Source organism: Nocardiopsis dassonvillei subsp. dassonvillei DSM 43111 (assembly GCF_000092985.1).
Taxonomy (GTDB): Bacteria; Actinomycetota; Actinomycetes; order Streptosporangiales; family Streptosporangiaceae; genus Nocardiopsis; species Nocardiopsis dassonvillei.
Map to the genome: position 1 here is coordinate 525,111 of NC_014211.1, position 22,545 is coordinate 547,655.

At 72.3% G+C, this 22,545-nt stretch carries 20 protein-coding genes; 9 read left to right on the plus strand and 11 right to left on the minus strand.

What is annotated here, in order from left to right:
* The first annotated feature begins 579 nt into the window (after positions 1-579).
* The 3 genes from NDAS_RS26475 (at position 580) to NDAS_RS26485 (ending at position 3,833) form a co-directional block, all read left to right on the plus strand.
* Positions 580-1,626, plus strand: coding sequence for a chaplin (locus NDAS_RS26475; RefSeq protein WP_013156336.1), 1,047 nt, complete (start codon positions 580-582; stop codon positions 1,624-1,626).
* Between the two features lie 211 nt (positions 1,627-1,837).
* Entirely contained in the window at positions 1,838-2,839 is a 1,002-nt protein-coding gene (locus NDAS_RS26480; RefSeq protein ID WP_041553442.1) for an SURF1 family cytochrome oxidase biogenesis protein, read from the plus strand.
* A 112-nt stretch (positions 2,840-2,951) separates the two neighbouring features.
* On the plus strand, positions 2,952-3,833 hold the full coding sequence (locus NDAS_RS26485; RefSeq protein ID WP_013156338.1) for a class I SAM-dependent methyltransferase: 882 nt from the start codon (positions 2,952-2,954) through the stop codon (positions 3,831-3,833).
* Here NDAS_RS26485 and NDAS_RS26490 read toward each other — a convergent pair.
* The gene (locus NDAS_RS26490; protein ID WP_013156339.1) at positions 3,830-4,378 is read right to left on the minus strand and encodes an RNA 2'-phosphotransferase; all 549 of its coding nucleotides are present in this window, start codon (positions 4,376-4,378) and stop codon (positions 3,830-3,832) included. The genes NDAS_RS26485 and NDAS_RS26490 overlap by 4 nt on opposite strands.
* 275 nt (positions 4,379-4,653) lie before the next feature.
* On the opposite strand from NDAS_RS26490, the gene NDAS_RS26495 reads away from it, so the two are divergent.
* From NDAS_RS26495 to NDAS_RS26505, 3 genes are all read left to right on the plus strand, one after another.
* Positions 4,654-5,109 (plus strand): GNAT family N-acetyltransferase, encoded by a 456-nt coding sequence (locus tag NDAS_RS26495; protein WP_013156340.1) that lies wholly within the window; start codon positions 4,654-4,656, stop codon positions 5,107-5,109.
* Between the two features lie 100 nt (positions 5,110-5,209).
* Positions 5,210-5,461 (plus strand): Smr/MutS family protein, encoded by a 252-nt coding sequence (locus NDAS_RS26500; RefSeq protein WP_013156341.1) that lies wholly within the window; start codon positions 5,210-5,212, stop codon positions 5,459-5,461.
* Between the two features lie 210 nt (positions 5,462-5,671).
* Positions 5,672-6,469 carry a VOC family protein gene (locus NDAS_RS26505; RefSeq protein WP_013156342.1) on the plus strand — a complete coding sequence of 266 codons (798 nt, stop codon included), beginning with the start codon at positions 5,672-5,674 and terminating at the stop codon, positions 6,467-6,469.
* Between the two features lie 65 nt (positions 6,470-6,534).
* Here NDAS_RS26505 and NDAS_RS26510 read toward each other — a convergent pair whose 3' ends face one another.
* The 3 genes from NDAS_RS26510 to NDAS_RS26520 all read right to left on the minus strand — a co-directional run bounded on the left by NDAS_RS26510 (position 6,535) and on the right by NDAS_RS26520 (position 10,129).
* Positions 6,535-8,106, minus strand: coding sequence for a long-chain-fatty-acid--CoA ligase (locus tag NDAS_RS26510; RefSeq protein WP_013156343.1), 1,572 nt, complete (start codon positions 8,104-8,106; stop codon positions 6,535-6,537).
* Between the two features lie 136 nt (positions 8,107-8,242).
* Positions 8,243-9,244, minus strand: coding sequence for an amidohydrolase family protein (locus NDAS_RS26515; protein ID WP_013156344.1), 1,002 nt, complete (start codon positions 9,242-9,244; stop codon positions 8,243-8,245).
* 45 nt (positions 9,245-9,289) lie between these two features.
* On the minus strand, positions 9,290-10,129 hold the full coding sequence (locus NDAS_RS26520; RefSeq protein ID WP_013156345.1) for an EamA family transporter: 840 nt from the start codon (positions 10,127-10,129) through the stop codon (positions 9,290-9,292).
* A 385-nt stretch (positions 10,130-10,514) separates the two neighbouring features.
* Here NDAS_RS26520 and NDAS_RS26525 point away from each other — a divergent pair, with 385 nt between their 5' ends.
* Both NDAS_RS26525 and NDAS_RS26530 read left to right on the plus strand, forming a co-directional pair.
* On the plus strand, positions 10,515-10,811 hold the full coding sequence (locus NDAS_RS26525) for a DUF4287 domain-containing protein (RefSeq protein WP_013156346.1): 297 nt from the start codon (positions 10,515-10,517) through the stop codon (positions 10,809-10,811).
* A gap of 541 nt (positions 10,812-11,352) precedes the next feature.
* Positions 11,353-12,645, plus strand: a complete 1,293-nt coding sequence (locus tag NDAS_RS26530; RefSeq protein ID WP_013156347.1) for an MFS transporter — start codon at positions 11,353-11,355, stop codon at positions 12,643-12,645.
* A gap of 155 nt (positions 12,646-12,800) precedes the next feature.
* Here the strand turns inward: NDAS_RS26530 and NDAS_RS26535 are convergent, their stop codons facing one another.
* The 4 genes from NDAS_RS26535 to NDAS_RS26550 form a co-directional block, all read right to left on the minus strand.
* Positions 12,801-13,541, minus strand: coding sequence for an anti-sigma factor (locus NDAS_RS26535; RefSeq protein ID WP_013156348.1), 741 nt, complete (start codon positions 13,539-13,541; stop codon positions 12,801-12,803).
* Positions 13,538-14,149 (minus strand): sigma-70 family RNA polymerase sigma factor, encoded by a 612-nt coding sequence (locus tag NDAS_RS26540; protein WP_013156349.1) that lies wholly within the window; start codon positions 14,147-14,149, stop codon positions 13,538-13,540. The genes NDAS_RS26535 and NDAS_RS26540 overlap by 4 nt, the downstream gene beginning before the upstream one ends.
* A 255-nt stretch (positions 14,150-14,404) precedes the next feature.
* On the minus strand, positions 14,405-15,052 hold the full coding sequence (locus tag NDAS_RS26545; protein WP_013156350.1) for a fasciclin domain-containing protein: 648 nt from the start codon (positions 15,050-15,052) through the stop codon (positions 14,405-14,407).
* Between the two features lie 76 nt (positions 15,053-15,128).
* Complete coding sequence (locus NDAS_RS26550) at positions 15,129-16,766, minus strand: molybdopterin-dependent oxidoreductase (RefSeq protein WP_013156351.1); 1,638 nt, start codon at positions 16,764-16,766, stop codon at positions 15,129-15,131.
* A gap of 361 nt (positions 16,767-17,127) precedes the next feature.
* On the opposite strand from NDAS_RS26550, the gene NDAS_RS26555 reads away from it, so the two are divergent.
* Positions 17,128-18,732 carry an OmpA family protein gene (locus tag NDAS_RS26555; RefSeq protein WP_013156352.1) on the plus strand — a complete coding sequence of 535 codons (1,605 nt, stop codon included), beginning with the start codon at positions 17,128-17,130 and terminating at the stop codon, positions 18,730-18,732.
* 231 nt (positions 18,733-18,963) lie between these two features.
* On the opposite strand, the gene NDAS_RS26560 is transcribed toward NDAS_RS26555, so the two are convergent.
* The 3 genes from NDAS_RS26560 to NDAS_RS26570 form a co-directional block, all read right to left on the minus strand.
* Positions 18,964-19,677, minus strand: a complete 714-nt coding sequence (locus NDAS_RS26560) for a hypothetical protein (RefSeq protein ID WP_013156353.1) — start codon at positions 19,675-19,677, stop codon at positions 18,964-18,966.
* Between the two features lie 186 nt (positions 19,678-19,863).
* Positions 19,864-21,267, minus strand: coding sequence for a dihydrolipoyl dehydrogenase (gene lpdA / locus NDAS_RS26565; protein ID WP_013156354.1), 1,404 nt, complete (start codon positions 21,265-21,267; stop codon positions 19,864-19,866).
* Positions 21,268-21,479: 212 nt separating this feature from the next.
* Positions 21,480-22,481 (minus strand): DedA family protein, encoded by a 1,002-nt coding sequence (locus tag NDAS_RS26570; protein WP_013156355.1) that lies wholly within the window; start codon positions 22,479-22,481, stop codon positions 21,480-21,482.
* Positions 22,482-22,545: the final 64 nt, after the last annotated feature.

Here is a 22,545-nt window from a genome sequence, read left to right on the forward strand (position 1 = left end):
CGGCGGTCGCGCCCTCCGGGCGGTACGGCGCCGCCGGCGGGGCTCCGTGGGTATTCCCTTTTTCCGGCTTTTCGCCCACAAGGGAATTATCTTTGCACGGGAGGGAAAACCCGGCACGGGGTTTCGGGCGTCAAGGGGTGGCTTGGGTGCGAATCTGCGAAGTTGCTTAGTAGGTTCGGTTCTGGGGTTTACCGGGAAAATTTTCTTTTCCTGTGGCAACATGGAGTAGGTGTCCATAAGCAAGGGGTAGCCAATGGGGCATGCTGCGAGCTGCTCTTATGACTCCGTGTGGCAAATCTGTTGCGGACTGTACTTATACTGGGGAAGAGTATTTTCCGAAAACGCCTGCGAGCCTTCGGTGGCTTGCTAACGTTTCGGTCCGTCGGCGGTTCCGCGAACTTTCGAACCGCGACTTCACACATGCGGGTCGCCCCGCCGCCACGCAGTCTTCTCTGCTGGCGGACCCGCACCGCCGTGGACAGCCGGACCCGCGAGACGACGCGGGCACCGGTCCCGTCGCGGACCAGCGTCGCAACGGCGCGATCCCCGAGCCGTACCCGTGAAAGGTCACCTCCGCACATGCGCAACACACTCCGTTACTCCTTCGCCACCGTCATGACCGCCGGGCTGGTCGTGGCGCCCGTGGCGGCGGCCTTCGCCGACACCACCACCAGCGGCTCCGGCGGGATCGGCAGCGGGAACCAGGTCGTCGTGCCCGTGGACGTCGAAGCCGAGCTGTGCGGCAACTCGATCGCGATCCTCGGCATCTCCAGCGCCACGTGCACCCAGGTCTCGGAGGTCCTCTACGAGGCCAGCGGCCAGGGCGGGGCCTCCACGGACGGCTCCGGCGGTGTGGCCAGCGGCAACCAGATCATCGTCCCCGTGGACGCCGCCATCGACGCCTGCGGCAACGCGGCCGCGGTCGGCGGCATCAGCCAGGCCGAGTGCGTCGAGGTGGTCGAGGTCCTGGAGGAGGAGAGCGCCGACGCGCCCACCACCAGGACCGACGGCTCCGGCGGTGTGGCCAGCGGCAACCAGATCATCGTCCCCGTGGACGCCGCCATCAACGTCTGCGGCAACTCGGTGGCCGTCCTGGGCGGCTCCAGCGCCAAGTGCACCACCATCATCAACATCATCCAGGCCTCCCCCGAGAACGAGGGCGCCCCCGACGCCGCCACCAGCGGCGCGGGCGGGATCGGCAGCGGCAACCAGGTCGTGGTCCCGGTGGACGCGGCCGTCGACATCTGCGGCAACGCCGTGTCCGTGCTCGGCCTGGCCGAGGGCTCCTGCATGGAGATCATCTCCGAGGAGGAGCGGCCGGAGGAGCCCGGCGAGGAGAAGCCCGAGGAGCCCGGCCAGCCCGAGGAGGAGAAGCCGGAGGAGGAGCAGCCCGAGGAGCCGGGTGAGGAGAAGCCCGAGGAGCCCCGCGAGGAGGACAAGGGCGAGGACGACTCCAGCACCGGCGAGGAGCCGACCGAGCCCCAGGCCGACGAGCAGCTCCCCGTGACCGGTGGCGCCCTGGCCGGTCTGGTCGCCGCGGGCGTCGCCGCGGTCGGCGCGGGCGGTGCCGGGCTGTACTTCGCCCGCAAGCGCAAGGCCGCCGCCGTGACCGGCGACGACGAGTAGCACGGTCGGGGGACCCGGGTTCCCCGACCACACACGCGGGGCCGCCGGTCACCGGCGGCCCCGTTCGCGTGCGGACCGCCGGAGGGGCGCGGCCGGCGGCGGTCGGCCCCGACCGCGGCGGCGGGCCCGGTCAGGCGGGCCGAGGGCCGCGCGGTGCGGGGAGGCGAGGGGCGGTGCGAGGCGGCCGGAGGAGTCTCATAACCTCGAAGACGTGCTCAAAGTCCTGTTCTCGCAACGCATGCTGGCCTTCCACGTGCTGGTGCTGGTGCTGGTGCCCAGCTTCGTCTGGCTGGGCTTCTGGCAGCTGGACCGGGCCGGGCAGCGCGGCGCGGCGGTCGACCTCCAGCAGTCCAACCTCGCCGCCGACCCCGTGCCGGTGGCCGAGCTGACCCGGGTCGGCGAGGACGTCGACCCCGGCGACCGCTGGCGCACCGTCGAGGCCGCCGGCACCTGGGACACCGAGCACGAGCTGCTGCTGCGCAACCGCGACGGCTCCGGGGGCGTGGGCTTCCACGTGCTGACCCCGCTGGTCACCGAGGAGGGGACCGCGGTCCTGGTCAACCGCGGATGGGTCGAGCGCGGCGAGACCGCCCTCGACCAGCCGGAGGTGCCGCCCGCGCCCGAGGGCGCCGTGGAGGTGGCCGGGCGCCTCCACTACTCCGAGACCGAGGAGAACACCGGGCTGCGCAACCGCGACGACCTGCCCGAGGGGCAGCTGATGATGGTCGACGTGGACCAGATCGCCGCGGACCTGCCCTACCCCGTCTACGGCGGGTACGTCGACCTGACCCGCCAGGACCCGATGCCGGAGGCGGCGCCCGAGCCGGTCGTCCTGCACGAGGAGGACGCGGGGATGAGCGCGTCCTACGCCGTGCAGTGGTGGGTGTTCGCCGTCGTCGCCGTGGGCGGATGGGTCTTCCTCGTCCGCCGTGAGATCCGGGACGCCCGCGAGGCCGGGGCGGGGGAGTCCGGTGAGGCCGGGGAGGCCGCAGGGTCTGCGGAGACCGCCGGGGCCATGGAGCCCGGTGAGACCGTGGAGGTCGCCGGGGCTGCTGAGACCGTGGAGTCCGGTGCGACAGCCGATGCCGCGCAGCCTTCCGAGTCCGCCGAGACCACCGAGGCCGTGGAGTCCGGCCGGAGTTCCAAGGGGCCTGAGGGGTCCGGCGAGGACTCCGGTGCGACCGCGGGCACGGGCAGGCCCGGGAGCGCCTAGCCCGGGGACGCGTCCGGTACGACCACGGGGTTTCTGTCTCCGGGACCCGACCGAGAAAGCGTGTGGGCGTCCGGGCCCCGTGCGCGCCCGCCCTTCTGGGAGGCTGGGGCCCATGAACGACGACGGCTATCCGGATCCCGGGCGCGTGGCGCGCCGCACCGTGGACGCCGAGGAGAGCGCCCGCGCCGGACGCCGGTGGTGGGACGGCGCGGCCGACGCCTACCAGGCCGAGCACGGGGACTTCCTCGGCGACGCCGAGTTCGTGTGGTGCCCGGAGGGCCTGACCGAGGCCGGGGCGCGCCTGCTCGGCGGCCCGGAGGACCTCCTGCGGGCCCGGATCCTGGAGGTGGGCTGCGGCGCGGGCCAGTGCGGGCGGTGGCTGCGCGCCCAGGGGGTGCGCGAGGTGGTCGGGTTCGACCTGTCCTTCCGACAGCTCCAGCATTCGCGCAGGATCGACGCGGGGACCGGGCACGCGCTCGCGGCCGTGCAGGCCGACGCCCAGCGGCTGCCGTTCGCCGACTCCGCCTTCGACGTGGTGTTCTCCTCCTTCGGGGCCTTCCCGTTCGTGCCCTCGGCCGACGACGCCCTGGCCGAGGCCGCGCGGGTGCTCAGGCCCGGCGGGCGGCTGGTGTTCTCGGTGACCCATCCGGTCCGGTGGAGCTTCCCGGACGACCCCGGAGAGGACGGGTTCACCGTGAACCAGTCCTACTTCGACCGCCGCGCCTACGTGGAGGAGGACGACGGCGGGGACGCGGTCTACGTGGAGCACCACCACACGGTGGGCGACTGGGTGCGCGGGATCGCCCGCGCGGGCCTGGTGCTGCGGGACATGGTCGAACCGGAGTGGCCCGAGGGGCTCGACCGGGTGTGGGGCGGCTGGGGGCCGGTGCGCGGCCGGTTGATCCCCGGCACCGCGATCTTCTCGGCGGTCCGGCCCCGAGTTCCTGACGGAGCGGGAGGGCGGCGCCCCGGCGCTGCGGTGCTGCGCCCCTAGACGGGCTCGCCGAGGTACTCCGGGGGCACGGCGGGTACCAGCCACACTCCGTTGCCGGTGACCCGGAAGACGTGGCCGTCGCCGTGCATGCGTCCGGAGGCGACGGTGAGGACCACCGGCGCGCCGCGCCGGGCGCCCACCCGGCGGGCGGTCGCGGTGTCGGGGGACAGGTGGACGTCGTGCCGCCGCATCGGTCGCAGCCCCTCAGCGGTGATGGCGGGCAGGAGCCGGCCCACGGTGCCGTGGTAGAGCAGGGCGGGGGGCGTGCTCGGCTCCAGCCCCAGGTCGACGCGGACGGAGTGGCCCTGCTGGGCGCGGATGCGGGTGCCGTCCGGGCTCAGGACGAAGCGCTTCTTGTCGTTGGTGTCGACGACCTCCTGGAGGGCCGCGCGGCTGAGGCGCACTCCAGCCCTTCTGCAGCCCGCGAGGAGTTCGTCCACCCCGGCCCACCCCCGCGGGTCGAGCCGCACCCCCACACGGGCGGGGTCGTGGCGGAGCACGCGCGACAGCAACTTGGAGGCGCGTACGAGTTCTCTCCGGTCCATGGTTCCGATGATCCCCGCCGGGCCTCCGGAGGGGCCAGGGCTTTTCGGTCAGGTACCGGGGCGGTGCCCGGACGGCGAAAAACCCCTGGCGCAGGTGTGCACGGAGGAGGCAGGAACGGGTGAGCGGAGCGCGCCGGTCCCGGAGCGGGGGTCCGGGCGCCCCTGAGCGGTTTCCCGTACCCAGAGTGGGCGGGTCCGCGAAGGCGGTTCGCGGACCCGTCGGCGGGTATTGCCGGACCCGGAACACCCCTCCGACGACGAGCAGGAGCCCCCGCGTGACCGACGTCCGTGTCCGGACCGCCCTCCCCTCCGACCACCCGCGCATCCTGGCGGTCTGCGACGACTGGTGGGGGCGCCCCGTGGCGCACATCCTCCCCCGGCTCTTCCTCGACCACTTCCACACCACCAGCCTCATCGCCGAGGCGGAGGGGGAGCTGGCGGGCTTCCTGATCGGCTTCCCCTCGCCGTCCGTGCCCGAGGAGGCGTACGTGCACTTCGCCGGGGTGGCCCCGGGACACCGCAGGACGGGGCTCGCGAACGGGCTGTACCGGCGCTTCACGGACGGGGCGCGGGAGCGCGGGTGCACGGTCGTGCGCGCGGTCACCTCCCCCGCCAACGAGCGCTCGATCGCCTTCCACCGCGCCCACGGCTTCACCGTCACCGGACCGCACGCCGACTACGAGGGGCCGGGCGTGGACCGGGTGGTCTTCACCCTGCGCCTCGGGGCGTGACGCGGGACGCCGCGAGCACCGGAGGAGGAGGCCGCGCCGCGGCCCCGGCGCGCGGTCCCGCGACGCGTATGATCCGGCTACCGGACGCGGAGGAGGCACGGTGCGGCTCAAACTCGACCTGCACGACATCTTCAACAAGGGACGGGACATCGACCGGGCCCTCAACGACATCATGGACGAGGCCGAGCGCACGGGCGCCAAGAGCATCGAGATCATCCCCGGCAAGGGGTCCGGGCAGCTCAAGAAGCGGGTGCTGCGCTTCCTCGACCGCAAGGACGTCAAGGCCCGCTACCACCGGGTCGAGAAGGACTCCAAGAACTTCGGGCGCCTGTTCGTGCACTTCAGGCACTGAGCGCGTCAGTGCCGTGGCCGGAGGCGGGTCGGCGCGCGCGGAGCCGCCGGGCCCGGACGTCCCCGTACCCCTCGGCGGGAGCGCCGCGTCCCGCCCGCGGACGGGCTCGGCAACGGCGAGTTGTGTGAGTCTTTGCCCCTCCGATCCCTGGAACCTCCCTCACCAGGGAAGGAACCGAAGGGTGGTGTGCCGTCACGGAGAGGGACAGCGATGATCAGTACGGATTTCACACCCGGGTCGCCCTGCTGGGTCGAGGTGTCCTCACCCGACGTCGAGGCCTCGACAGCCTTCTACGGGCACGTGTTCGGCTGGAGCGCCGAGACGCACATCCGGCAGCTGGAGGGCTACAAGTTCCTGTGCGCTGAGGGGCTCGCCGCGGCGGGGGTCAGCCCGGTCATGGGGGAGAGCGACCACCCCTCCTGGACCGTGTACTTCGCCGACTCCGACATCGAGGACACCATCACACGGGTGGAGCGGCTGGGCGGCACCCTCCTGGTGGAGCCGTTCGACATCTTCGACCTGGGCCGTCAGGCGCTGTTCCGCGACCCCCAGGGCGCCTCCTTCGGCGTCTGGCGGGGGGAGATGTACCTCGGTCTGGTGGGGCGGGTCAACAGCCTCTGCTGGGTGGAGCTGCGGACCACCGACGCGCGCGGCGCGGCCGAGTTCTACACCGGGGTCTTCAAGTGGGACCTCAGCCCGTTCGACCCGTCCCTCGGAGGGGAGGAGGTCGGCGGGTACACGGTCCTGCGCCCCGCGGGCACCGGTGACGAGAGCACCCACGGGGGCATCCTGCAGGCGGGTCCCGGGGACAGGGGCCGGTTCGGCGGGGAGGAGGACTGGCACCCGGTGTTCGCTGTGGCCGACTGCGAAGCCGTCGCGGAGAGGGTCGTGGCCGCGGGCGGACACGTGCACTCCGAGCCGGAGAACATCTCGGGCGTGGGACGCCGCATGGTCTGCTCCGACCCCTTCCAGGCCGGGTTCGTCCTGCTCAACTGGCCGCCCGCGTGACACTGACGCCGCCCGGCCGGGGCCCGCGCCCTGCGGGGGCGCGGGCCCCGGCCTGAACCCGGCGGCTACTGCCGCGACACCGCGGACGCGCCCCCGCGCAGCACGAACTTCTGGATCTTGCCGGTGGCCGTCTTGGGAAGCTGCTCCACGAACTCCACCTGTGTGGGCGCCTTGAAGTGCGCCAGGTTGTCGCGGGCGAAGGCGATCAGCTCCTCCTCCGTGGCCGCGGCGCCCTCGCGCAGCACCACGGACGCCTTCGGCGACTCGCCCCAGCGCTCGTGCGGCACGCCCACGACGGCCGCCTCCAGCACGGCCGGGTGCCGCAGCAGGACCCCCTCCACCTCGACGGACGAGATGTTCTCCCCGCCGGAGATGATGACGTCCTTGATCCGGTCCTGGATCTCCACGTACCCGTCCGGGTGGGTGACCGCCGCGTCGCCGGTGTGGAACCAGCCGTCGCCCATGGCCTTCCGAGTGGCCTCCGGGTCGTTGTAGTAGCCCTTCATCACCACGTTCCCGCGCACGGTGATCTCCCCGACCGTCGTGCCGTCCCAGGGCACCTCGACGCCGTCGGCGTCCACCACCCGCAGCTCGCCGGAGGTGATCAGCTCGACCCCCTGGCGTGCCTTGACGGCGGCGCGGTCGCGCGGGGACAGGCCGCCGTGCTCGGCGCGCGGCTCGCACACGGTGATGAACGGCGTGGTCTCGGTCAGCCCGTAGACATGGGTGACGGTCCACCCGAAACCGTCCTCCAAGCGCTCGATGGTGTCGGCGGCGGGCGAGGCCCCGGCCGTCACCACGTGCACGCCGGACGGAACCTCGCCGCGCACCTCCTCGGGGGCGTTGGACAGCATGATCAGCACGGTGGGGGCCGCGCACAGCCAGGTGACCCCCTCGGAGCGGATCAGTTCGTACACGGTGGCCGGGTCCATCGCGGGCAGGCACACGTGGGCGGCGGCCGCGGCGGTCACCGTCCACGTGTAGGTCCAGCCGTTGGCGTGGAACATCGGCAGCGTCCACAGGTACCGGTCGTCGATGCCGATCCGCAGGTGGAGGAGGGTGCCCACCGAGTTCATGTACGCGTTGCGGTGGGTGATCATGACGCCCTTGGGCCGGGCCGTGGTCCCGCTGGTGTAGTTGATGGTCAGCAGGTCGGTCTCGTCGATCTCGGGACGGGTGTAGTCCGCCGTGGACTGCGCGACGAGGGTCTCGTAGTCCTCCCAGCCGGGGCGCGCCCCCTCCAGGGCGACGAACCGCTCCACGTCCGGCATCTGGTCGCGGACGCCGTCCACGGCGTCGAGCTGGTCGGCGTGCACGCACAGGACCCGGGCCCCGGAGTGGTTGACGATGTAGACGAAGTCGTCCGCCGACAGCCGGAAGTTGACCGGTACCAGCACCGCGCCGAGCTGCGGCACGGCGTAGAAGGACTCCAGCTGGGCGTGGGTGTTGGGGGAGATGTAGGCGACGCGGTCGCCCTTGGAGACCCCCATGTTCTGGAGGGCGCGGGACCAGCGGTCGCAGCGGTCGAAGAACTCCTCGTAGGTGAGCCGGAGGCCACGGTCCACCACCGCCTCGCGCCGGGGGTGCAGTCTTCGGGTGCGGCGGGCGAACTCCAGGGGAGTCAGGGCGAGTTCCATGGTGCCGGGGTGCCTTTCCGCGTCGGTGATGGTGGGCGGTGGTCGGGGCGGCGGAGGCCGAAGACGGCCGCCCCACGACCACCATCACCGGACGGCCGTCGGCTGTCCAGCACTGGTTGCCGGAAGCCGGTGGCCCTCAGAGCCCGAACAGCCGGGCGGCGTTGCCGTACAGGACGTCCCGCAGCCAGTCATCGCCCAGGTCGAGCCGGGCCAGGGCCCGGAGCTGTTCGAGGTAGGGGTGGGGGATGTTCGGGAAGTCCGTGCCGAACAGGATCCGGTCCGCGACGCCCTTCAGGCGGGGCACCTCCTGGTCGGGGAAGGGCGCCCAGTCCTTGGAGAACTCGGTGAACACCATCGTGGTGTCCAGGTGGACGCGCTCGTGGTCCTCGGCCAGGTCCAGGAACGCGCGGTAGTCGGGGGCCCCGGCGTGGGCGATGACCGCGGTGAGCCCGGGGTGGGCGCGCAGGGTCTCGGCGAAGGGTTCGGGGCCGGTGAAGGGTCCCGCCTCGGGGCTCGAACCGCAGTGGACCACCACCGGCGTGCCCGCGTCCGCGATCAGCCCCCACACGTCGGCCAGCAGCGGGTCGCGCGGGTCGTAGCGGCCGACCTGGAGGTGTGCCTTGAACACGCGGGTACCCGCCTCCAGCGCCGAGGCCACGTAGTCCCGGGCCTCCGGCTCGGGGTAGAAGGTGGCGCTGCGCAGGCAGTCGGGGTTGCGGTCGGCGAAGTCGCCCGCCCAGTCGTTGAGCCAGGCGGCCATGCCGGGGCGGTGCGGGTAGGAGAGGGCGGTGAAGCGCCGGACCCCGAAGCCCCGGAGCAGGGACAGGCGTTCGTCCTCGTCGAAGCGGTAGGTGATCGGCCACAGGCCGCCGAGGGCGTCGAAGTGGGCCCACACCTTGCGCAGCACGTTGTCGGGCATGAAGTGCGTGTGGACGTCGATGAGCCCGGGGAGCCCCAGGTCCTGCCAGACCGCGCGTACGGCGGCGGACTCGGGCCCGTGGTCGGGCGCGGGCTCCGCCGGGTGGGGGGAGCCGGGGCCGGTTCCGGAACCGGTGTCGGTGTCGGTGTCAGTGGCGGTAGCGGTGGCGGCGGTGTCCGTCGCGGTGGTGGACCCGGAGGGGGTCGAGGCTCGTGTCACGCCGGAAACGATACGGGTAAGCGCTGTTCAGAGTCATGAAGACGCTCAGAAAGCCAGGAGGAGAACTCCGGTCACGACGATGACGGAGGCGGCGACCCGCACCGGGCCGAACCGCTCCCCGAACAGCAGTGCGCCCAGCACCGCGGCGAAGACGATGCTCGTCTCGCGCAGCGCGGCGACGCCCGCGACCGCGCCGGTCAGCTGCGCCCACAGCACGAGCCCGTAGGCGACCGCGCTGACCACGCCGCCCAGGAGTCCGAACTTCCAGACCGGCTTGAGCTGGTGTGGAAGTGCGCCTCGGCGGGTGAACACCGCCACCACGAAGAACACCGGTCCCTGAAGGAACATGAGCCACGTGATGTAGCCCAGCGGATCCTGGGTGAGGCGGACCCCGTGGGCGTCGACCACGGTGTAGACGGCGATGCTGACGCCGGTGGCGAAGGCCGCCAGCAGCGCGGGGAGCTGTGCGCGGGAGGGCCGGCCGCCCGCGAACACCAGCGTCGTCAGCCCGGCGGAGACGACCAGGACCCCGGCCAGGTCGGACGGGGGCATCGACTCGCCGAGCAGGAGGATGCCGGTCAGGGCGACCACCCACGGCGCCGTGCCGCGTGCCATCGGGTACACCTGGCCGAACTCGCCGGTCCGGTAGGAGGCCATCAGCAGGCTCATGTACAGCAGGTGGGTGGCGAGGGAGGCGAGCAGGACCGGCCAGGCCTCGCGCGGGGGCGGTCCCACGACCGGGAGCAGGGGCAGGGCGGCGAGCATTCCGCCGAGGCCGATCAGGGCGAACCCGAGCAGGCGGTCGGTGATGGAGTGGGCGATCGCGTTCCAGCCCGCGTGCAGCAGCGCCGCGAGCAGGACCACGGCCACGACCCACGGCGTCATGGGGTGGAGACGGGCATCGGGGGCGGAAGGGGCATCCGGCAAGGCTAGGCGGTTGTCCACAGACCGGGGAGCGCGGGGTGGTGCCGGGACCGCGGTGGGCATACCTGTCATGGGGGACGTGTTCCACGGCGCGGAGGCCGGGCGCCCCCATCAACAGCATGCCCCTCCCGGGAGCCGTCCACCACCCCGCTGTCACGCCTGTGGACAACCCTCCTGAGCCCGCGCGCTTGGCCTCCTGACTTCGCGTGCTCCGGCCCCCGCGCTCCAGCCCCGCGCGCCTGCGGCCCCCGCGCGCCTGCGGCCCGCCTCGGAGACCGGTGCCGCTGCCGCCGGAATGTCGCAGGCGCGTGTGAGTATCGGGACCTGTCCAGTCGAGGAGGCCCCCATGTCGTTCCAGGCTTATCTGGATGCCGTCGAGGACAAGACCGGTCTGACCCCGCGCACGCTGGTCGACCGCGCCAGGGAGAAGGGCTACGACGACCCTTCGGTCAAGGCGGGCGCCATCGTCCAGTGGCTGGCCGAGGACTACGGTCTGGGGCGCGGCCACGCGATGGCCCTGGTCCACGTCATCAAGAAGGGCCCGCGGATCAGCGCCAAGCACGTGGGCACCACCGGTACCCATCGGGACGCCTCCACCGAGCTCTGGCTCGACGGCAAGGCGACCAGACCACAGACGGTCTGAGTCCGGGTGCCCCCGCGAGCCCCCGCACGGCCGGACGTCACGCAGACCTCGTCCGGCCGAGCGGACCCCGAAGCCGCCCTGGCCGGAATCCCCCGGCCCAAAGCCCCCTGGCCGAATTCGGCCACCTCCTCCATGTGCACCGCGACAGCCTTCCGCGCCCCTCCCCGCCGTCGTCGCTGGCAGCCGTTCCCCGCTCCCGTTCACCCCAGTCAACTCACCTTTCGCGCAGAACCCGACGCGTTCCACGTCCCACTCCTGCCGCGCACCGGCTCATCCCGGATCGAACTGACAAGGAATCCACGTTTCCCCTGTTCAGGGCATACGAGAAGCCGGGAGATCAGCCACACGCGCCCCAAAACACCCTTGCGTGACGCGGGGTCTACACCACTCCCGGAGTGGATTTTCCAGGTGTTCTCCACCGTGCGGAGTACAGAACCAACAAAGCTCACTAATGCGGGCAATGCGCGCATAATTACGGAATGAGAACCACACCCTCCGACAGGCCCGCCGCGCGGGCCCGCGGACGGGGCAGACGATCGCGATGACGGCGGAACAGGAACGCCCGTCCCGGTCACCCGGCCGGACCCCGCCGGTCCACAGCGCGGAACAGCTCGTCCCCCTCACCCGCAACCGCGACTTCCAGGTGCTCTGGACCAGCCGGTTCCTCGCGGGACTGGGCAAGGAGAGCGGCGAGATCGCCTACCCCCTCCTCGCCCTCCTCCTCGCGGAATCGGCGGCGCAGGCGGGCGTCATCGGAGCGGCCCAGGTCACCACGGCCATGGTCACCGCCGTCCTCGGCGGTTCGCTCGCCGACCGGACCAACCGCCGCACGGTGCTGCTGTGCTGCGACCTCGGACGGCTTACGCTGCTCTCCCTCTTCACCGTCCTCCTGCTCACCGGGAACGTCACGTTCACCGTCATCGTGGGCGTCGCGGTCGGCTCCGCAGCGCTGATGGGCGTCTCCAACCCCGTCGCGATGGCCTCCGTCAAGCAGCTGGTTCCGGCCTCACAGACGGCCGAGGCCTCCGCCCAGAACCAGATCCGCCTCTTCAGCACCACCGCCCTCGGCGGACCCTTCGCCGGAACCCTGTTCGGCGTGGGCCGGGCCTTCCCCTTCGCCGCCGAGGCCCTCGCCTACCTGGTGTCGGCGGCCCTGGTGCTGCTCATCCGCCGCCCCATGCAGGCCCACCCGACCGGCGCGCGCGGACCGTGGACCCTGCGCGAGGCGGTCAGCGGGTTCACCGTGCTGGCCAGGCACCCGATCCTGCGGCCGATGATCTTGTGGATCGTCGGGTTCAACCTCACCTACACCCAGACGGGCGCCTTCCTGGCCCTCATCGCCACCGCCCAGAGCCAGGGCGCCAGCCACCTCCAGACCGGGATGACCGTCTCCCTGGCCGGGTCCGGCGGCCTGCTCGGCGCGCTCTGCGCCGGGGCGGTCGTCAGGCGGGTGCGGCCCTCGGCCATCTTCCTGGTCGCGGCCTGGGCCGCCCCGGTGTGCGCTCTGGGGCTGCTGTTCGCACCCAACGTGATGTTCCTCGGGGCGCTGGTGGGCTGCGTGTTCGCCATCGTGCCCTGCGTGAACGCCGTGTTCCACGGTTACGTCGCGGTGTCGGTCAGCGACCGCTACCAGGGCCGCGTCCTGGGCGCCGTCACGTTCATGGCGCTGGTGTCGCAGCCGGTGGGCATCCTCGGCATCGGGGTGATCTTCGACCACGCCGGACCCGCCTGGGTGTTCCTGACGATGGCGCTGGTCTCGGCGCTCGCCGCCCTGTTCAGCCTCTCCCCGGTCATGCGCGACCTGCCCCGGCCCGAGGAGGTGGCCGTGGCCTGACCGCGGCCCCGCCCCCCGAAGGGGCCGAGCGGTCAGGCCACGGCCGGTCGGGTGCCCGGGCCGCCGCCCGGGGGATGAGGGGCCGGTCACCGGTCATCCGATGACCGAAGGAGAACCGGTCGCCGCCCGGCCGGGAGCCGAACGGCGACCGGCCCTCAGCCCTCGAAGGGCATCGCCATGAGCGGATCGGAGGTGGGCTGTTCGGAGCCGCCCTCGGGCTCGACGGTGACGGCCACGCCCCCGGTCGCCTCGTCCTGCGGCGCGGCCAGGACCGGGAGCACGAAGCCCGACTCGTCCACGGAGAGCACCCCGGCCGAGTAGACGCTGCCGTCGTCACGGGTCAGCCAGAGCTGGTAGTCCTCGTCCTCCAGCCGCTCCAGTCCGTGGGCGCTGAACACCAGCCGTCCGCTGCTCTCGGAGTGCACCACCGTCACGGACACGCCCTCCATGGGCTGGGCCGTGGTGTGGTCGGCGTCGGGGTCGGAGAGCACCGCCGCGATCTGCCGTTCGTTCTCCCGCAGGTCCCGCACCTGGCGCACCTGGTCGATGACGACCGCGCCCAGCGCGACCATGACGGCCAGGCAGGCGGCCAGCACCAGTCCCAGGCCCCGGGTCCAGCGCCCCGGACGCGGCACCGGCAGGCGTTCGGGAGCGGGGGCGAGCTGGCGGGTGCGCGCGACCTCCTCCAGTACGCGCTCGCGCAGTTCGGCGGGCGGCGTACCGGCGGCCGCGGTGCCCAGGAGGGCGACGGTCTCGGTGAAACCGCGCGTCTCCTGTACACAGGAGTCGCATTCGGCCAGGTGGTCCTCGAACCGCACGCTCTCGCTCGGCGACAGGGCGCCCAGGGCGTAGGCGCCCGAGAGGATGTGCGGATCCTGGCCCAGTGTCCTCCTCACCACTCCACCCCCAAGCAGTCCCGCAGCCGGATCAGGCCGTCGCGCATCCGCGTCTTCACGGTGCCCAACGGCGTCGAAAGCAGGCGGGCCACCTCACGATAGGTGTATCCGCCGTAGTAGGCCAGACGTACGGACTGGCCCTGGAGTTCGGTCAGGGTCTCCAGACAGCGGCGCACCCGCTCGCGCTCCAGACGGTTCGTGGCCTCCTCGGCCACCTCGTCGTAGGGGCGCTGAGTGCTCGCCGCCGCCACCCTGGCCTCCCGGTCGGTGGCGGCCTGCTCGGAGCGCACCCGGTCCACCGCCCGGCGGTGCGCGAGCGTCATCACCCACGCCTGGGGGCTGCCGCGCCGCTCGTCGTAACGGCAGGCGGTGCGCCACACCTCCACCATCACCTCCTGGGCGACCTCCTCGGACTGGGCGGGGTCGCGCAGCACACGGCGGACGAGCCCGTACACCGACGGGATGACCAGGTCGTACACCTCGCCGAACGCGCTCTCCTCACCCCGGGCCACTTGGCGGAGCAGCTCCGTGAGCCGCTGGGCCGGCGGAACCGGAGGCTCCGCCTCCGCCCCGCGGGGGCCCCGGGGTATCGCGGCGTGCTCGTCCATCCGCTCCTCTTCCTGGTGGTCCTGCGCTGCTCGCCTCGTCCGTGCGCCGGGCGGGTCCGGGTGTGCCCCGAAGGACCCCGACCCCTTCAGAGTCGCACGTCAGCCGTGCCGTCGCCCGGCTGTTCTTCCGTAGCGCGCCCGGCGGGGCTCCATGGACACCATGGAGCCCCGCCGGGCGCGGGTGCGGTGGCGGGGTCCCGGACGGCCCGGCGTCAACGCTCGGACCGCCCGGGGGTCGCACCGTGCCGGAGGCCGTTAGGCGGGCATCAGCACGCCGTCGATGATGTACACCGTGGCGTTGGCCGTCTGCACGTTGCCGCAGATGACGGCCGCCTCGCCGTTCACCGTGAACTCCTCGCCGGAGCCCTCGGTGGTGACCTCTCCGCCCTGGAGCGAGGTGAACGTGCCGTCCTCCAGGTCGGCCGGGGTCTGGCGGCCCTCGACCACGTGGTAGGTCAGCACCTCGGTCAGCTGCTCCTGGTCGGCCAGCAGCGCGTCGAGGTCCTCCTGCGGGATCGCCTCGAACGCGGGGTCGGCCGGGGCGAAGACCGTGATGTCCTCGGCCGAGTTGAGCGTGTCCACCAGGTCCGCCTCGGTCACGGCCGTCACCAGCGTGGACAGCACCGGGTTGTTGGACGCGGCGGTGGCGACCGGGTCGTCCGCCATGCCCTCGAAGCTGCCCTCGCCGTCGGCGGGCACCTCGGCGCAGCCGGAACCGAAGTTCTCGCCCGCCATCTCGGTGGTGCCCTCCTCGCCGCCCATGCCGCCGCTCTCGGACTCGGTCGCGGTGGGGGTCTCCTCGGCGGCCTCCTCCCCGCCGCCCATGTCGCCGCCACAGGCGGTCAGACCGAAGGCGAGCGCGGCAGCGGCGGCCGTGATGGTGAGGCTGTTCTTGCGGACCATTGTTTGCTCCTTCAACTTGGTTAACTTCTGTTTGCTCACGTCACCGACTTGCGCCGGTGTTGGTCGAGGGGTGCGTCTACTCGGCGGTGAACCGGATGCTGTGCCAGCCGGTGGCGCCGTCGGGCACGGGATCCACCCGTTCGGCGGGCTGGGTGAACCCGGTGGCGTCGGTGGCCCGGACCTCCACGGAGTGCTGGCCGGGTTCGACGGTGGTCTCGGCCACCCACTGGACCCAGGTGTCGACGCCGGGGACCTCGGCGAGTTCGGCCCGCCGCCACTCGCCCCCGTCCACGCGCACCTCCACGGCGTCGATCCCGCGGTGCTGGGCCCAGGCCACTCCGGCCAGGACGACCTCTCCGGCGTCCACCCGGCTCAGGGGCGCGGGCACGTCCACGCGGGACATGGTCTTGACGGGGGCGCGCACGGCCCAGCCGCGCTGCGCCCAGTAGGCCCGCTCGTCGGCGAAGCGGGTCAGCTTGATGTCGGTGACCCACTTGGTGGCGCTGACGAACCCGTAGAGGCCGGGGACGACCATGCGCGCCGGGTAGCCGTGCACGTGGGGGAGGGGTTCTCCGTTCATGCCCACGGCCAGGAGCGCGTCGCGACCGTCCATGACGACCTCGGTCGGCGTGCCGCAGGTCCAGCCGTCGTCGGAGGTGCTGAGGATCTGGTCCGCGCCGGACCGCACACCCGCCCGCCGCATCAGGTCGGCCAGGGGGAAGCCCAGCCAGCGGGTGTTGCCCGCGAGGTCGCCGCCGACCTGGTTCGACACGCACGTCATGGTGATGTCGGCCTCGACGAGCTCCTCGGCGAGCAGTTCGTCCATGTCGATCTCGAAGGGGCGGTCCACCATCCCGTGCACCCTCAGCGTCCAGCGGGTGGAGTCCAGCCGGGGAATGGTGAGGGCGGTGTCGATCCGGTAGAACTCCCGGTTGGGCGTGGTGAAGGGGGTCAGCCCCGGAACGCCCAGTTCGGTCGCGGCGGGCAGCGGCGGCAGCGGGTTCGCCGCCGCGGGAAGGGCGAGGGCGGAGCGCGAGCCCGCGCCTCCGCCGAGGGTCGGCAGCAGGCGTCCGAGGACACCGGCGGCGCCGGACACGGCCAGGACGCCCGCCGCGGTCAGCACGAAACCGCGTCTGCCCGGGCCCCGGTCCGGTCCGGCCTCGGGAGGAGCCCCCTCCGCGCCCGCCGGTGTCCTCGGACCGCCCACCCCCTGTGGTCCGGGGTCCGCCTCGGGCCGGAGCGTCCCGCGCGCGCCGCGCACCAGGAGCACCAGGGCCAGAGCCCCCGCGACCGCCCCGACGAGCACGGGCACCGGGGTACCCGGGTCGTCGGAGCGGTGCGGAAGCACGGCGGCCAGCCCGACCGCGGTGAACACCGCCAACCCCGTGTACCCGACGACGGGCCGCCGGAGCGACGCCGTGCCGAGTACGGCCCCGACACCCAGGAGGACGACGATGATCCCGGCCACGAGCACGACCTTGTCGGCTCTGCCCAGCAGGTCGATCGCCGCCTCCACCAGGGAGGGCGGTGTGGTGTCGACGACCGTGTCGCCGACGGCGACCACCGGAGACACGGTGCGGAGCAGTCCTGCGGCCAGCTCGGCGGTGCCCAGTGAGGCGCCGACCGTGAGCAGCCCCACGACCGATCCGACGACGACCCGTCGCCTGTCGCGTGGCGGGGTGTTCCCGCGTGTCTCGGTGGTCACGTCGGTCATTCGGGGCCGACGCGGGGGCGGATGGGTGTTTCCGCGGAATTTTTTTCGTACCGCGCGAGAAAGCCCGTGACCTGCGGTGACGCGGGGCCGTCGGCGACCGCGGGAGCGTTGTCCGTTGCCCGTCACCCGTCCGGGGCGCCCCCGCCGCCCGTCAGGGACTCCTCCGGGCCCCGCTCCCGGAACCCGTTCGAGGCCCGTCCGGGACCCGTCCGGGGCTTTCGCGCCGACCGGATCGCCCCGCACCGGGCACCGGCCGCCAAGCGGACGTAACCCGCCAACAGCGGGCAGGGCGGTCGGTTCCGCCCCGCGGGTGCAGGAGGATGTTGCCCGTACGTCTCCTCAACGATCGGAGTTCCCCCACATGGCGAGGAAGTCGCCCCTACCCCTGGTCGCGCTGGCGGTCTCGGGCAGCCTCCTGCTCAGCGGCTGCACGGTCACCGAGGGGGTGTCCGACTGGTGGTCCGAGACCTTCGGAAACGCGTCGGGCCCGCCCGAGGTCAGGGAGGAGTTCCCCTACGTCCGTGAGGGCCGCATCTTCCAGGACACCGGCCGGGACAACGAGATGCGCTTCGCCGTCACCGGCCTGGAGCGCACCGACGAGTACACCGTCATGTACTACGAGGTCACCTACCTCGACGAGTTCACCGGGCCCAACCGGAACATGAGCATGGCCCACACCCTCGTCGATCCGCTCACCGGCCGCGTCTACCGGCAGTTCCTGGACGGGGAGGGCCTCAAGTACGGCTCCGAGAGCCCCAACCAGGACGGCCTCTACCCGGTCCACGACGGGGTCACCAACGAGTACGTGCGCTACTTCCCGCGACTGCCCGACGAGGTCCGGCAGGTCACGTTCGTCGGCAGCGGGCTCGGGGCCATGACCGGCATCCCGGTCGTGGACGTGGAGGAGGAGCGGGCCGACCCGCAGGACCCCAACGGGGCCGACCACCTCACCCCGGACGACCCGCCGCCGAGCGGGGAGAACCTCACCTTCGCCAACCGACGCCCGGACGCGGACGCCGTGGCCGACGAGGGCTGGGTGCAGAGCTTCGTGGACTCCGAGATCGCCTCCACCACCCGCGACGGCGACCGGGAGATCATCTCCCTGCACTCCGACGTCATGTTCGAGTTCGACCGCTCGGACCTGACCTCCGAGGCCGAGGACGTGGTGCGGCGCGCGGCCACCAGCCTGGCCCGCAACGTCGATCCCGACGAGCCCGTCATCACCGTCATCGGCCACACCGACAGCATCGGCGACGACGCCTACAACGACAACCTGTCGGTGCAGAGGGCCGAGAGCGTGCGTGACCTGCTCGCCGAGGAGCTGGGCACCGACTACACCCTTGAGGTGGAGGGCCGCGGCGAGCACGAGCCGATCGCCCGCGAGGGCGGCCCCGACGACGACGAGGCGCGGGCGCGCAACCGGCGGGTGGAGTTCTCCTACGTCTTCGACACCACCGTGGAGGCCACGGAGGAAGAGGAGTACGACGACGACGCCCTGGGCGCGGCCCAGCGCAACGTCACCTGGCCCGCGCCCTACGACGACGACCCGGGATCCGTGGTGGCCGAGGGCGAGCTGGACGGGGTGCGCCTGGAGGTCTACCCGCTGCGCCGCGACGGCGCGTACGTCATCGGCACCGTGGCGCTGACCAACACCACCGACGAGCCGACCATGCCCGACATGGGCGGGCAGGAGGCCGTCCAGGCGGGCGGCCCCGAGCAGTTCAACAAGGGCACGCTCGGCGGCTTCCAGCTGCTGGAGCCGGAGAGCGGCCTGGTGCGCTACGTGGCCCAGATGGACTTCGGCGAGGGGCGCTACAGCAGCTTCGCCGAGGAGGTCCACATGCTCCAGCCCGACAACACCTACAGCCTGGTCGCGGTCTTCCCCGCGCCGCCGGTGGACGTGGAGGAGCTGACCCTGCGGGCGGGCCCGTTCGGTGAGTTCGAGGAGATCCCCGTGGAGTACTAGGGTCCGTTTTCCGAATGCCCTCCCGTGCCGCTGGGGGTCGACGAGGCGTCCGGCGGGGTTCTGGAGGCCCGGAGGAGGCGTCCGAGGAACGGGGACGTCGACGTAGGGCCGACAGCCCAGGGGAGCCGCCCCGGGCCCCGTGCCCGGGGAACGGGGCCCGGGGCGCGGGGAGCGCCCGGACACGCGAGGGGGCCGCCCACCGGCGGCCCCCTCGGTCGTTCGCGTCGCGGGTCAGCCCCGGATGCGCTCGGCGGCCAGCAAGACCACCCGCTCCAGGTCCTCGCGCGGCACCTCCTCGCCGTAGGCGATGGCGGTGACGTACAGCTCGTCGGGCAGCGCCAGGTACAGGTGGCGGCTGGAGCCGTCCACGGTGCCCACGTACTCCAGGTCGCCGCCCAGGGAGTCGGACTCCTCGGTGTGGTAGGTGTCCACGTCCACGTCGATGTCCACCTCCCAGTTCATCTGCTCCTGCTCCCCGGGCACCCGCACCACGTCCGGGTTGGTGCTCGGGTCGGCGTTGAGGGTGAACACCAGCGTGAACGAGGAGGCGCCGGGTCCGGTGCTCCCGTCGCTGAACGAGCACACGACCTGCTCGGCGCCGTCGACGCCCTCCACCTCACCGACCTCCTCGGTGAGCACCTGCCCCGGGGCCAGCTCGCCGACCACCTCCGCGGCGCCGGCGGCCGCGCACGACTCGGGCAGCCCGTACTCCGGCGCGGCCTGCTCCGGCTGCTCCTCCTCGGGGCCGGGCGAGGCCCCGGCCTCCTGCTCCGGCGCCTCATCACCGTCCCCGAAGGGCAGGTCCACGCCGTCTCCGAAGGACAGGTCCATCTCGAACTCGTCGAGGTCGATCACGCCGAAGCCGACGAGGGCGAACCCGCCGACGACGGCGACGGCGGCGGCCGTGCCCAGGCACGACAGGGGAGTGGACGGGATCAGGCGCATGGATGGCTTTCGGTCGGGGGAGCGCCGGAGTTCGGGGTGGGGATCCGGCGGGGACACACGAAACTTAGCAAGTCCGCGGAGCGCCCGTGGCAGGGGTCGCGGCCCGCCTCCGACGGGCGGCGCCCCCACGGGTACGGCGCGGCCCCGCCGCCCTCCCGGGGCGGCGGGGCCGAGGGCGCCGGTGCGTCACATGTTGATCATGTGACCGGCCAGGCCGTGCACGGCCTCCTTGACCGCCTCGCTGAGCGTGGGGTGCGCGTGGATGTTGCGCGCCACCTCGTGCACGGTCAGGTCCCACTGCTGGGCCAGGGTCAGCTCGGGCAGCAGCTCGGTCACGTCCGGGCCGATCATGTGCGCGCCGAGGAACTCCCCGTACTTGCCGTCGGAGAGGATCTTGACGAAACCGCGCGTGTCCCCGAGGCCGTGGGCCTTGCCGTTGGCCATGAACGGGAACTTGGCGACCTGGACGTCGAAGCCCGCCTCCCGCGCCTCCTTCTCGCTGTAGCCGAAGCTGGCGATCTGCGGCTGGCAGTAGGTGGCGCGCGGGATGAACCGGTAGTCGATCTCCTGGGTCTCGGCGCCCGCGATGGTCTCCGCGGCGACGATGCCCATGGCCTCGGCGGTGTGGGCCAGCATCAGCTTGGCGGTGACGTCGCCGATCGCGAAGATGTGCGGGACGTTGGTGCGCCCCCGGGAGTCGATGCCGATCGCGCCCCGGTCGGTCAGCTCGACGCCGGTCTTCTCCAGGCCGTAGCCCTCCACGTTGGGGGCGAAGCCGATGGCCTGGAGGAGCTTGTCGGCCTCCAGGGTCTGCTCCTTGCCGCCGCCGCTGACGGTGACGCGCACGCCCTCGCCGGTGTCCTCGACCGACTCCACGCGGGTGGAGGTCATCACCTTGACGCCCAGCTTCTTGTAGGCGCGGCCCAGCTCCTTGGAGACCTCCTCGTCCTCGGTGGGCACGAGGCGGTCGAGGAACTCCACGATCGTCACGTCCACGCCGTAGTTGGCCAGGACGTAGGCGAACTCGACGCCGATGGCGCCCGCGCCGGCGATGACGATGCTCTCCGGCAGGGTGTCGGTGAGGATCTGCTCCTCGTAGGTGACGACCCGCTCGGACAGCTCGGTACCGGGCAGCAGCTTGGTGGAGGAGCCCGCCGCGATCACCGCGTGGTCGAAGGTGACGGTCTCGGTGGCGCCGTCCTCACCGCTGACCTCGACGGTGTGGTCGTCGGTGAAGGTGCCCCGGCCGTTCAGCTCGGTGATCTTGTTCTTCTTCATCAGGTAGTGGACGCCCTTGACCCGGCCGTCCGCCACCTCGCGGCTGCGGCTGTGCGCCTTGCCGAAGTCGAACTCCACCTTGCCGTCGACCTTGATGCCGAAGAAGTCGGCCTCGTTCTGGAACAGGTGGGCGAGTTCGGCGTTGCGCAGCAGCGCCTTGGAGGGGATGCAGCCCACGTTGAGGCAGACCCCGCCCCAGTACTTCTCCTCGATGACGGCGGTCTTCAGTCCGAGCTGGGCGGCGCGGATGGCGGTCACGTAGCCGCCGGGGCCCGCGCCGAGAACCACCAGATCGAAGTGTCGCTGTCCCATGACGGGATCTCCTTGAGTGTGTTTGTGACGCACCCAGCGCAGTCGGCTTGCCCGGGTTGTCGGATTGCCGAACGCCAGCCTAGTCGGGTGCCCCCGGCGCGTGGGTGACCAGCCGCTTCCTTCACGGTACTTTCCGTGGAAGCGCCTGGTCGCAGCGGGTCGCGCGCGTTCGGCGGCGGGAGGCCCCGGTCCGCGGTGCCGGTCCCGCGGTGTCAGTCCCGCGGGTCCCGCGCCCTCTCGTCGCCCCGCACCGCCCCGGCCCTCTCTACGGCCTCGGCTTCCTCCGCGGTCCCTGCTTCCTCTGCCGCCCCGGCCCCGTCTGCGGTCGCGGCCTCCTCGGCGGCCTTGGCCCTCTTCTGCGCGCGGTTCTGCTTGAACACGGGGACGAAGGCCATGACGACGACGATGGCCAGGGTGAACCAGAGGGCGTACCTGTCGACCAGCAGGACGATGTCGACCCCGGTCTGGCCCGCCGCGTAGCCGACCGAGGCCACGGACGCGGTGAGGACCAGTGCCCCGAGGGCGTCCAGCAGGAGGAAGGGCACCAGGCGCATCCCGGTCCAGCCCGCGATGACGAGGACGAACACGGTGGGAACGCCCGGCAGGTAGCTGAGGATGAGTGCGACCGGCATGATCCAGGGGTTCATGTCCTGTGCCCGGTCGGCGAAGCGCTGCGCCCTGTCGCCCGGCGCGATGAGGTTGACGAAACCGCGGCCCCAGCGCCTGCCGACCCACCAGAACAGCCAGTCGATCTTCACCTTGCCGACGACTCCCGCGACCACGACCAGCCACAGGGGGATCTCCCCGATCCGCGCGAACGCCGCGGCCGCGCCGACCGCCGCGTTGCTGCCGGTGACGAACTCCAGCAGGACCGGGTGGTGGGCGATCAGGAAGGGCTTGACCGGCGTCAGCGCCATGAAGAAGAGGGGAACGCCGACGAAGGCGGCCATCAGCGCCTTGTCCTGCCGGGTCGCCCTGCCCTCCCAGGGCTTGATCGCGCGCAGGGCGGCCCGGGCCTCCTCCTTCTGCGCCTCCCTCTCGGCGGCCTTGCGCTCCTCCGCGGACATGGGTGCGCCGTCCGCGCGCGGGGAGTCCTCACCGGCGGGCGCGGTCCCGGACGCGGATCCGGTTCCGGCCTCGGACCCGGGCCCGGAACCCGTTCCGGCTCCGGACTCGGCGTCGGTGCCGGGGCGGTCGCTGTTCAACGTCGTCATACCCCCAAGCTTGGCCGACCGGGGAGGCCCGCCCCCAGACGCAGGAGTCACCGGGTCGGTGTGA

Bases quoted from the DNA above. Each gene is read 5' to 3' on its own strand.
- NDAS_RS26545 (WP_013156350.1), bottom strand. From the start codon at position 15,052: ATGGTCCGCAAGAACAGCCTCACCATCACGGCCGCCGCTGCCGCGCTC.
- NDAS_RS26490 (WP_013156339.1), bottom strand. From the start codon at position 4,378: ATGGACCGGAGAGAACTCGTACGCGCCTCCAAGTTGCTGTCGCGCGTG.
- NDAS_RS26570 (WP_013156355.1), bottom strand. From the start codon at position 22,481: ATGACGACGTTGAACAGCGACCGCCCCGGCACCGACGCCGAGTCCGGA.
- NDAS_RS26540 (WP_013156349.1), bottom strand. From the start codon at position 14,149: ATGGACGAGCACGCCGCGATACCCCGGGGCCCCCGCGGGGCGGAGGCG.
- NDAS_RS26505 (WP_013156342.1), top strand. From the start codon at position 5,672: ATGATCAGTACGGATTTCACACCCGGGTCGCCCTGCTGGGTCGAGGTG.
- NDAS_RS26530 (WP_013156347.1), top strand. From the start codon at position 11,353: ATGACGGCGGAACAGGAACGCCCGTCCCGGTCACCCGGCCGGACCCCG.
- NDAS_RS26560 (WP_013156353.1), bottom strand. From the start codon at position 19,677: ATGCGCCTGATCCCGTCCACTCCCCTGTCGTGCCTGGGCACGGCCGCC.
- NDAS_RS26555 (WP_013156352.1), top strand. From the start codon at position 17,128: ATGGCGAGGAAGTCGCCCCTACCCCTGGTCGCGCTGGCGGTCTCGGGC.
- NDAS_RS26485 (WP_013156338.1), top strand. From the start codon at position 2,952: ATGAACGACGACGGCTATCCGGATCCCGGGCGCGTGGCGCGCCGCACC.
- NDAS_RS26525 (WP_013156346.1), top strand. From the start codon at position 10,515: ATGTCGTTCCAGGCTTATCTGGATGCCGTCGAGGACAAGACCGGTCTG.
- lpdA (WP_013156354.1), bottom strand. From the start codon at position 21,267: ATGGGACAGCGACACTTCGATCTGGTGGTTCTCGGCGCGGGCCCCGGC.
- NDAS_RS26550 (WP_013156351.1), bottom strand. From the start codon at position 16,766: ATGACCGACGTGACCACCGAGACACGCGGGAACACCCCGCCACGCGAC.
- NDAS_RS26520 (WP_013156345.1), bottom strand. From the start codon at position 10,129: ATGACGCCGTGGGTCGTGGCCGTGGTCCTGCTCGCGGCGCTGCTGCAC.
- NDAS_RS26475 (WP_013156336.1), top strand. From the start codon at position 580: ATGCGCAACACACTCCGTTACTCCTTCGCCACCGTCATGACCGCCGGG.
- NDAS_RS26510 (WP_013156343.1), bottom strand. From the start codon at position 8,106: ATGGAACTCGCCCTGACTCCCCTGGAGTTCGCCCGCCGCACCCGAAGA.